Origin of the sequence: Peptoclostridium litorale DSM 5388 (genome assembly GCF_900141635.1) — a bacterium.
Classification (GTDB): domain Bacteria; phylum Bacillota; class Clostridia; order Peptostreptococcales; family Peptostreptococcaceae; genus Peptoclostridium; species Peptoclostridium litorale.
In genome coordinates, this window is sequence record NZ_FSRH01000024.1 from 1 (window position 1) to 10235 (window position 10235).

Consider the following 10235-nt stretch of genomic DNA (forward strand, 5'->3'; position numbering starts at 1 on the left):
CTAAAGTGCTTAGCTCCGATAGAATATCGGAACAAAGCACTTATAGCATAAATTTTTATTTAATTATCTGTCTACTTGACAAGGGTCAGTTCATTCGAGGTTCCCTTTGATTTTCCCTGTGTTTTTATTATAGAGCCATTTTAAGTATCTCACGGCTAACATCAAGCGTTACATCGTTGGTTTCAGAAAGCGCCGTCATTCCATGGCTTTCTAGAGCTTTTACCACATTTTCTATTTTCTCTTCAGTGACTCCGTAGTCTGAAAGCCTTGTCTTTATCCCAAGGCTTTCGAAAAACCCCCTTGTCTTTTCAATTGCCGAATCTATTTTAAAGTCGTCGTCGCCTTCTTTTATGTCCCAAACCCTTTGTGCATACTGAACAAGCTTTTCACGCTTGTTTTCCCTTCTGACCTCCCAAATCGCCGGCTGCAGCAGAGCAAGAGTCTTTCCATGGTCTATTCCAAACATCGCCGTAAGCTCATGTCCTATCATGTGAGTTGTCCAGTCCTGAGGGACTCCTGAACCAATAAGTCCGTTAAGCCCCATCGTTGCGCACCACACGAGGTTCGCCCTTGCATCGTAGTCCTCAGGATCCTCAATAGTCTTTTTGCCTATTTCTATAAGCGTCTGAAGTATCCCTTCCGCCATTCTGTCCTGAAGCCTTCCTTCCGCGGGATAAGTCACATACTGCTCCACTGTGTGTATGAAAGTGTCCACAATGCCGTTTGCAACTTGGGCCTTTGGAAGAGTGAATGTCAGCGTAGGGTCAAGTATCGAAAATTTAGGGAACACAAGCGGGCTGAATATAGGAAGCTTCCCATAACTTGAGGTTATTACCGCCCCACTGTTCATTTCAGAGCCCGTCGCCGGAAGTGTTACAACCGTTCCTATAGACACGGCCTTTGAAATCTTCATTACTTTTCTTCTGTCAATTAGAAGCTCCTGAGCGTCGTCCCCTCTGTAGCTAGATGCAAGAGATATAAATTTAGTCCCGTCCATAACCGAGCCTCCGCCCACTGCAAGCAGAAAGTCAACTCCTTCGCTCTTTACGATTTCAACTGCCTTCATAAGAGTCTCATACCTTGGGTTTGGCTCTATTCCTCCGAATTCAAATACAGTCCTGTTTCCAAGAGATTCCCTTACCTTTTGAAGGGTTCCAAACTTTTTAACGCTTCCTCCCCCATAAGTGATAAGCACTTTGGCGTCTTCTGGAACAAGCTTGTCCAGTTCTCCCATGCGTTCTTTTCCAAAAACTATCTGGGTTGGGTTGTAAAAATCAAAATTAAACATGCTATATCTCCTCCTGTGTAATTCATATAATATTATATTCCATGGCACCTCATGAAAAAGCTTGTTGCTCATATGACACTATCATACATATTGCCCTGCATATTATTATGATAAACATTAGAACATACTCTAAGTCAACAGTCAAATTGAAATTTTTCAATTTATATTTTCATCTGCGCGCATTACATGATGTCCTTTTTTAAGTATTATAATTTAGAGTTTTTTCAAAAAAAGCTAAATCCCGCGGTTTCCCGCGGGATAGTATTATGCATTTTGCCATCTATGGAATTCTTGTCCCTATGATTTTTTATAAAATGCAGCGTCCGCCTGCCTACTCGCCATTTACGTATACCACATTTTCTATCTGAGGCTTTTCAAGCCCAAGGGCTTTTAGCGTATCTTCGTTCACTATTATGTCTGTCTCGCTTGCAGTCCTTACCGGCATAGAGCTTATCTCCTCGCCTTTTAGAACCTTTACCGCCATCTTGCCTGTTTCATATCCAAGCTTGTAGTAGTTTATTCCCTGAGTCGCAAGGGCCCCAAGCTCAACAGAACCTTTTTCGGCAGCTATTACAGGTATTTTCTTTGCCATTGTCTTTTCAACTATTATAGGCATTGCTGAAACTACAAGCTGGTCGGTAGGAGCGTATAGGACATCTATCTTTCCAAGCATACTGCTTATGGCCTGGTTCACTTCATTTGTGCTTGTAACCCCGACCTCCACTATTTCGTAGCCCTTCGCCTCTTCCTTAAGCTGGTCAAGCTGAACCTGAGAGTTTACCTCGCTCGTGTTGTAGAGCACTCCTATCCTCTTTGCATCCGGCGCAAACGTCTTTATAAGCTCTATTTGCTTGCTTACAGGTATGTAGTCTGATGTTCCACTCACGTTGGTTCCCGGGTTTTCCATAGAGTTTACAAGTCCTGCAGCCACGGGGTCTGTAACCGAGCTTATCATTATAGGTATTTCCTTGGTTGCGTTGTACGCTCCCTGTGCGGACGGCGTAGCTATTGCGAATATCATGTCCTTCTTCTGGGACGCGAAACTTTGAGCTATTGTCTGGGCTGTAGCTATGTCACCCTGTGCGTTTTGAATGTCTATTTCTATGTTTTCCCCATCCACATACCCTGCATCTTCAAGCGCCTTTACAAATCCTTCCCTATTTTCGTCCAGCGCACTATATTCAACAATCTGGCTTATGCCTACCTCTATTTTCTCCTGTGCTTTTTCTCCTGTAGCGCCGCATCCTGTAAGAAGCGCCGCCGATACCGCTACCACTGCAATCTTTTTTAACATCTTGTTCATTTTCATAATATCTCCTCCATATTTTATCTGTTTTTTGTATTTTATACTTTGTATTCTATACAGAATATTCGAATTTTTTGAGTATTTCGTCAATTGTGATTGCTTTTTTATCCTCACCCGAGACATCTAGTATAACTTCACCCTTGTGAAGCATTATCAGCCTGTTTCCATACTTTACGGCATGCCTCAGATTATGTGTTACCATAAGCGTTGTTATTCCCTTTGCCTTTACCATCCTGTCGGTAAGCTCCATTACCTCGTCCGATGTCTTTGGATCGAGAGCTGCCGTGTGCTCGTCCAGCAGTAGGACTTTAGGGTCTGAAACTGTTGCCATTATGAGCGATAAAGCCTGTCTTTGGCCTCCGGAAAGGTATTTGACCTGGACATCCATGTACTTTTTAAGCTCCAGTGATATCCCCTCTAAAAGGCTTTCCAAAAGTTCGGTTTCATGCCTGAGGCACCTTTTCAGATTCAAAAGCGATCCCTTGTTAAGCGCAAGCGACAGGTTCTCCCTTACTGTCATTGTAGGACATGTCCCCGTTGAAGGGTTTTGGAAAACCCTGCTTATAAACCCCGTCTTCTCGTGCTCTGCAAGGCTTGTAAGTTCTTTGTCCCCGAGAAAAATATCTCCCGAGCTTTCACTGTGCACTCCCGATATTATGTTGAGCAAGGTGGATTTTCCTGTCCCGTTGCTTCCTATTATGCTTACGAAATCCCCGCTTTTTATGTCTATTGAAAGGTTCGAAAATATTGTGTTTGGCTCCCCGTATGGATTAGGAAAGCTCTTTGACAGCTGCTGTACTTTTAGCATATGAGCGCCTCCTTAAATGTTTTTTTATGATTTCCCCAAAGTCTGACCTTCCTGCTGCAAGGAATATAACCACTACGAATGATGTTATCATCTTAAGGTCCGTAGGTGCCATTCCCATGTTTATCGCCGCGTATATTGTGAACTGGTAGAATACCGTTCCCACTATCACGCATATTGTCGCATCCCTTTTCGCAAGCCTCCCTGCAAGGGCCTTTCCTATGATTATCGACGCTATTCCAAGAACCAGCATGCCCATCCCCATTGATACGTCTGAAAAACCCTGGTACTGGGCCATTATGCATCCCGAAAGGCTCACAAGCGCATTCGATATCATGAGTGCAAGTATCTTTATCCTTCCCGTCTCTATGCCGAGCGATTTTACCATCTGCTCGTTGTCCCCAACTGCCTTTATGGAGTATCCGAGCCCCGTGTTCATGAATCCGTCTATGGAAAGCTTTATCACTGTCAGAAAAGCCGCCGCTATTACTATGGCCGGTACGCCTCCCTTGAACATGTGATCCGTATTGAACAGAGGTATGTTTGCCCTTCCCATTATCCGAAGGTTTACAGAGTATAGTATTCCCATTACCAGTATCCCACTTAGAAGGCTTGATATCCTCACCTTCACGTGAAGCACTCCCGTCACAAGCCCTGCAAGCGCACCTGCCAGAACAGACATCAGTATGCAAACCGCCGGATTCATCCCTACCTTGAGGCCCACTACCGCAAAAGCCGCTCCTGTAGCAAAACTTCCGTCAGCTGAAAGATCTGGAAAGTCGAGTATTTCATAGCTTATGTACACTCCTAATACCATTACCGAAAGAATAAGACTTTGAATAAGTACTGCATTTAAAGCTTCCATTGTGATTCCCCCCACCTTATTTTTGTACTAAAAAAGCCGCATGACGTAAATATCAATGCGGCCTTGAAAACTTTGGCAAATTAAAAACCGCACAGACAAGTCCATGCGGCTCAAATGCAAATTTATATTTTGAGAATGAAAAATAGACATCTCAAATAGCCAACACAGACACAAACCTTGATGTTGTTTCATTACATCTCGGGTTTGCCTCCATGTCAGTTTTCTGTCTGTCACAGCTGCAAACCCTATCTAAATTGGCTATTAAAAAAGACTCTCATACTTCCAGCTATAGTTTTCATATCTCTTCTCCTCTTCGAAATTATTCCTGCCGATTTGCCTCGGCGATTTGTTATTTAGGATTATACCAGCCCTTTTTATTTACGTCAACCGTTTTTGTATCCAATATTCTGTATAAATTATTTTTCCCGCCAGAAAATCCGCACTTTTCAAAGTCCTGAAACCCTTTGTTTCCAATACGTTTAGATATGCGGCTATTTTCTGGATTTTCTGAGTGGTTTTTTTTATTTTTAGGCCTTGAATTCCCCGATTATATAAATCCGAAATTAATATTAATCCACGGGAAAATGGATGTGCGTGATATGGAGCAGTCCTACTTTCTGGTCGCGTATCACTCCATATTCCCTGCAGTAAACTGGCTGCTGTAGAGTTCAAAATAGAATCCCCTTTTGAGCATGAGGTCTTCATGGGTTCCATATTCTATTATATTTCCCTTGTCCATAACCAGTATTACGTCGGCATCCACTATCGTCGAAAGCCTGTGGGCTATTATGAAGCTCGTCCTTCCCTCCATGAGTTTTTCCGCGGCCTTTTGTATGCACTTTTCAGTTCTTGTGTCGACTGAGCTTGTGGCCTCGTCCAAAATGAGGACACGCGGGTTTGCAATCATAGCTCTTGCTATTGTGAGAAGCTGCTTTTGGCCCTGCGATATGTTGTCAGCTTCTTCGTTTATCACTGTGTCGTACCCGTTTGGAAGAGTCATTATGAAATGGTCTGCATAGGCGGCCTTTGCCGCCTGTGTTATTTCATCGTCTGTCGCACCAAGCCTTCCATATCCTATATTGTCCCTTATGCTCCCTCCAAACAGCCATGTGTCCTGAAGCACCATTCCAAAGCTTCGCCTGAGGCTCTCTCGGCTTATATCCCTTACGTCCATGCCGTCAAGCATTATTCTTCCGCTGCCGACTTCGTAAAATCTCATTATCAGATTGACAAGGGTCGTCTTGCCCGCGCCTGTGGGTCCGACTATCGCAGCTGTCTGGCCAGGTTTTACCGAAATGTTCAGATTTTCAATCAGAGGCTCTCCCTCTTTATAGCTGAATTTCACATTTTCAAACATAAAATCTCCTATGACGCTCTCCTTGTTCAGCTCATATTCGCCATCTGGGCTCTCCTCATCCTCGTCCAGAAGCTCGAAAACCCTTTCTGCCGAAGCTATTGTAGACTGTATTGTATTTGCTATACTCGCAATCCTGACTATGGGGTGGCTGAACTGCCTTGAATACTGTATGAACGCCTGTATGCCCCCTATTGATATGCTGCCCATGCTTACAAATATTGCTCCGACGGCGCATATCAGCACGTATCCTATGTTCCCTATAAAATTTATAAGCGGCATTATAAGGCTGGATATGAACTGCGCCCTGTATCCCGATTCATAGAGCCTGATGTTTAAATCATCGAATTTCCCCATAGATTTTTTCTCATACCCAAAGGCCTTTACAATATTGTGGCCTGAGTACATCTCTTCCACATGGGAATTTAGCTTTCCAAGCACTTTTTGCTGCTCCTTGAACAGCTTTTGAGACCTCTTTGCGACCGACCTTGTAACAATTGCGCTAAGCGGCAGTGTCACAATGGTTACAAGTGTAAGTGCAGGGCTTATTGAAATCATCATCCCCACTATCCCCGATATTGTTATTATGGATGTAAGCATGTGGCTTATGCTCTGGTGGAGCGTGCTGCTTATGTTGTCTATGTCGTTGCTCACCCGGCTCATTACATCCCCGTAGCCATGCGCATCATAGTATCCAAGGGGAAGTCTCGAGAGCTTTTCGCTTACCCTTTTTCTCATGCTGTACACGGTCTTTTGGGACACTCCTGCCATTATATACTGCATTGCGTACCCAAATGCGGCGCTTATAAGGTATAGTGCTACAAGCAAAAGGAGTATGTCTTTAATGTATCCATATTCAATAGGCGCATTTATCCCATTAAGCCTTTTTGTAAATGTAATGTATATGCTGTCAGTCGCCCCGGCCATTATCTTTGGACCCACTACATTGAAAATCGTCCCAATGCCTGCCGCCAAGCATGATATTCCAATTGCCAGTTTTTGAGGTCCGAGGTATTCCAGCAGCCTTTTGAGAGTCCCTCTAAAGTCCTTGGCTTTTTCCACCGGCATTCCCATTTTAGAGATGTGTCCTCCCGGCCCTCTGCCGCTTCTTTGAGACGCCCTTTCTTCACGCATGTCTTTGTCCATTGCTATTCCCCCTGCGCCATTTGTGAAAGCACTATGTCCCTATACACACTGCTCTTTTCCATAAGATCCGAATGCCTTCCCAACCCCGCCATTTTGCCGTTTTCCAGCACAATGATTTTGTCCAAATCCATTATTGTACTCACCCGTTGGGAGACAATTATCGCGCTGGAGCCTGACGTTTCTTCCCTTAGCGCCCTTCTAAGCGCTGCGTCAGTCTTAAAGTCCAGCGCCGAAAAACTGTCATCGAATATGTATATCTCTCTTTTTGACGCCAGCGCCCTCGCTATTGAAAGCCTCTGCCTTTGCCCTCCCGAAAAGTTCGCCCCTCCCTGGAAAACCTTTGATTCATACCCTTTGTCCATTTTCACTATGAACTCCTCGGCCTGTGACGTCCTTGCGGCCTTTTCAATGCCCTCACTTGAAATTCTCTCATCTCCAAAACTTATGTTATCCTCCACACTACCGCTGAAAAGCACGGCTCTTTGCGGAACCATTCCAATCCTGCTTCTGATGTCGCTTTGGGACATTTCCCGTATGTCCACTCCGCCCATCAAAATGCTCCCCTTGCACGGATCGTAAAACCTGGGTATCAAATTTACAAGAGTGGACTTTCCCGTACCCGTACTACCTATTATGCCCATGCTCTCTCCTTGATTCAATGTGAACGAGATGTCTTCTAGAGCCGGCTCCTTTGCGCCTTCATACCAAAAGCATACATTCCGAAACTCAAGAGCTCCACCTGGATATGGCTTTTTTGCAGTAACCGGGTCTTTTATTCTAGTTTTCATGTCCAAAACCTCGTTTATCCTGTCAGATGAAACCATGGCCCTTGGAACCGAAATAAATATCATTGTAAGCATTATTACCGAATTGAGTATATGCACGGCGTACTGTATAAGCGCCATAATATCCCCCACCTGAATCTCTCCTGAATCTATTTTAAACGCGCCAAGCCATACAATTGCGACTATGGTTATGTTTATGAGCAGTATCATAAGAGGCATCATAAGTCCCATTATCCTGTATACCTTAAGAGATGTTCCCGCCAGGTCACTGTTTGAAAAGTCAAACTTTTCTCTTTCATGTTCCATCCTGTTAAACGCCCTTATAACCCTTACTCCTGTAAGCCTTTCTCTAATTATCCTGTTGAGATCATCCAGTTTGTCCTGCATTGCCCTAAAAAGAGGCATGCTCACAAATATGACTACCCCTATAACCACTCCCAGCGAGACAATCGAGCCTATGATCACAAGCGAAAGCTCCTGATTTCTCGACACGGCCATCACTATTCCCCCGATGGCCATAAGCGGAGCCCTCACCATCATTCTGAGCCCTGTTATTACAAGATTTTGCATTTGCTTTATGTCATTTGTAGTCCTCGTTATCAGCGAAGAAGTCCCTACCTTGTCAAATTCCCCTGAAGAAAATGACTGCACCTTTTCAAACAAGTTTTTTCTAAGGTCTCTTCCATATCCAACACCCACTTTTACGGCACTGTAGCTTGAGACTACAGCCGCTCCTGTTCCGACCAACGCAACTGCAAGCATTACAAGGCCTACATTCATTATATACCGTGTGTCTTTTGTTACGACTCCTATGTCCACGATGTCCGCCATCAATGTGGGCAAAAGAAGCTGCGAAAAAACCTGAACAAATGTAAGTACAATCACAATCGCTATTTGTATTTTATAGTATCTAAGCTGCCTGAGTATTTTAATCATTGCTTTATTCCAGCTCCTTCAAAAGTCTTTTATGCTATTTCAATTCCGCCCGCATATGAATGATTCAGGTTTGGAGTCGTGATAAATATTCTCATTTCCATCACATTTTTCAAACAATTTTAAAGTATAATTGTATATATACCCACTTTACTTCAATCTCTTAATTTAATCCATGTTTTATGCACAAATGCCGAAACTGCTGCGGGTGCACATTCTGCGTACAAATCAATTTTTGAAAGGAAGTATCTCTTATGAAAAAGATTCAATTTTTTCGCTCAGGAACACAAATACTGTTTACAAGCCTGATTGCAGCGTCATTTTTGACAGATCTCAGAGCTTTCATGCTAATCGTTTTACTCATTACTATATTTTGCGGACCCTTTTACTGCGGCTGGATATGCCCTTATGGATTTTTGCAGGACATCCTTGGCAAAGTGGCACATCTTTTAGGTATCAAAAAAAGAAGAATGCCCCTGCAAATCCAAAAAGTCATTGTATTCTCAAGATACGCAGTGCTTGCACTCATATTGTTTTCTGTCTCTGATGCGGTATTTAATCTCATGTCATTTGACCCGAGGGCCAATTTCACGCGTATTTTGGGCAGGGAGGCCGTATCTTTTGCCGCATTAGGCGTAATTATATTTTTTCTGGCCGTATCTTTAGTTTTTGAAAGGCCGTTTTGCAACTGTCTGTGCTACGAGGGCGCCAAACATGGACTCTTGGGCTCGTTGAGAATATTCACGTTAAAGCGATATGAGTCCGTATGCATAAACTGCAGGAAATGCGACGATATATGTCCGATGAATATAAGCGTGTCTAAAATAAAAAACCTCAGGTCTCCCCAGTGCATAAACTGCTTCGAGTGTGTTTCAAGCTGCCCCGTAAGCGGTGCCCTTTGTTTTGGAAAAGCAGATATGGATGAATCAGGAAAAAAGAGGTTTGTTGCAAGTGCCCTGGCGGCACTCGTTCTTGTCGGAAGTTTCATGGGATACAGCCTCTTTGCTCGAAGGGATGATACGGCTTCGCAGCCGCCTCCAAATGTCCAGGCCGTATATCAAAACGAACCGTCAGCTGTTGCTGGAATTGCAGACGGGGTATACACAGGAGAGGGAGAAGGCTTTAACGGCAAAATCGTAGTCGAAGTCACAGTAAGCGGTCAAAATATTACAGGCGTAGAAGTCGTAAGTACAAGGGACGACTACAAGTGGTTCGAAAGGGCCAACTCCAAAATCCCAGGCCTCATAATAGATTCTCAAAGCGCCGATGTGGACATTGTAAGCGGTTCCACATATTCATCAATTGGGATACTCGATGCAGTGAAGGATGCTCTTCAAAAAGCAAAACACTAGGCTATACTTTTTCAAGATATGATTGTTAAACTATTCGCTCTGTTTAATATATAGAAATGTTCAAGGGAACCTATTAATGAACTGACCCTTGTCAAGTAGACAGATAATTAAATAAAAATTTATGCTATAAGTGCTTTGTTCCGATATTCTATCGGAGCTAAGCACTTTAGTCTTTTTTGAAATCGTCTTTCATTGTAAAATACTATGTATTCCTTGATTTTATCAACTAAATCATCAAGCGATTTAAAGATTTTCCCATAGAACATTTCAGACTTTAGAATGCCAAAGAATCCTTCCATAGGACCATTGTCGATGCATTTGCCAACACGTGACATACTTTGGATCATTCCTGCGTTTTTAATCTTGCTTTTAAAAGCATTATTGGTATACGAGAACCCTCG

The 10235-nt window shown here is 43.4% G+C and carries 8 protein-coding genes; 1 reads left to right on the forward strand and 7 read right to left on the reverse strand.

The window, feature by feature from the left end; all coding sequences use genetic code 11:
* Nucleotides 1–127: 127 nt before the first annotated feature.
* The 6 genes from BUQ87_RS14500 to BUQ87_RS14530 all read right to left on the reverse strand — a co-directional run bounded on the left by BUQ87_RS14500 (nt 128) and on the right by BUQ87_RS14530 (nt 8485).
* On the reverse strand, nt 128–1288 hold the full coding sequence (locus BUQ87_RS14500; RefSeq protein WP_038266684.1) for an iron-containing alcohol dehydrogenase: 1161 nt from the start codon (nt 1286–1288) through the stop codon (nt 128–130).
* Between the two features lie 331 nt (nt 1289–1619).
* Nucleotides 1620–2597 (reverse strand): ABC transporter substrate-binding protein, encoded by a 978-nt coding sequence (locus BUQ87_RS14505; RefSeq protein WP_038266681.1) that lies wholly within the window; start codon nt 2595–2597, stop codon nt 1620–1622.
* A gap of 49 nt (nt 2598–2646) precedes the next feature.
* Entirely contained in the window at nt 2647–3402 is a 756-nt protein-coding gene (locus BUQ87_RS14510; protein WP_038266678.1) for an ABC transporter ATP-binding protein, read from the reverse strand.
* A complete protein-coding gene (locus BUQ87_RS14515; protein WP_038266675.1) occupies nt 3365–4264 on the reverse strand; it encodes an ABC transporter permease in 900 nt (299 codons plus the stop codon). The genes BUQ87_RS14510 and BUQ87_RS14515 overlap by 38 nt, the downstream gene beginning before the upstream one ends.
* Before the next feature lie 628 nt (nt 4265–4892).
* Nucleotides 4893–6764: an ABC transporter ATP-binding protein gene (locus tag BUQ87_RS14525; RefSeq protein WP_200774478.1), complete on the reverse strand. Its 1872-nt coding sequence runs from the start codon at nt 6762–6764 to the stop codon at nt 4893–4895.
* Between the two features lie 2 nt (nt 6765–6766).
* Nucleotides 6767–8485 carry an ABC transporter ATP-binding protein gene (locus BUQ87_RS14530; RefSeq protein ID WP_038266668.1) on the reverse strand — a complete coding sequence of 573 codons (1719 nt, stop codon included), beginning with the start codon at nt 8483–8485 and terminating at the stop codon, nt 6767–6769.
* A gap of 251 nt (nt 8486–8736) precedes the next feature.
* Between BUQ87_RS14530 and BUQ87_RS14535 the strand changes: the two genes are divergently transcribed.
* On the forward strand, nt 8737–9834 hold the full coding sequence (locus BUQ87_RS14535) for a 4Fe-4S binding protein (RefSeq protein ID WP_052636238.1): 1098 nt from the start codon (nt 8737–8739) through the stop codon (nt 9832–9834).
* A 119-nt stretch (nt 9835–9953) separates the two neighbouring features.
* Here the strand turns inward: BUQ87_RS14535 and BUQ87_RS14540 are convergent.
* Nucleotides 9954–10235: IS3 family transposase (locus tag BUQ87_RS14540; RefSeq protein ID WP_143182489.1), on the reverse strand; the 282-nt coding region annotated here is incomplete at its 5' end.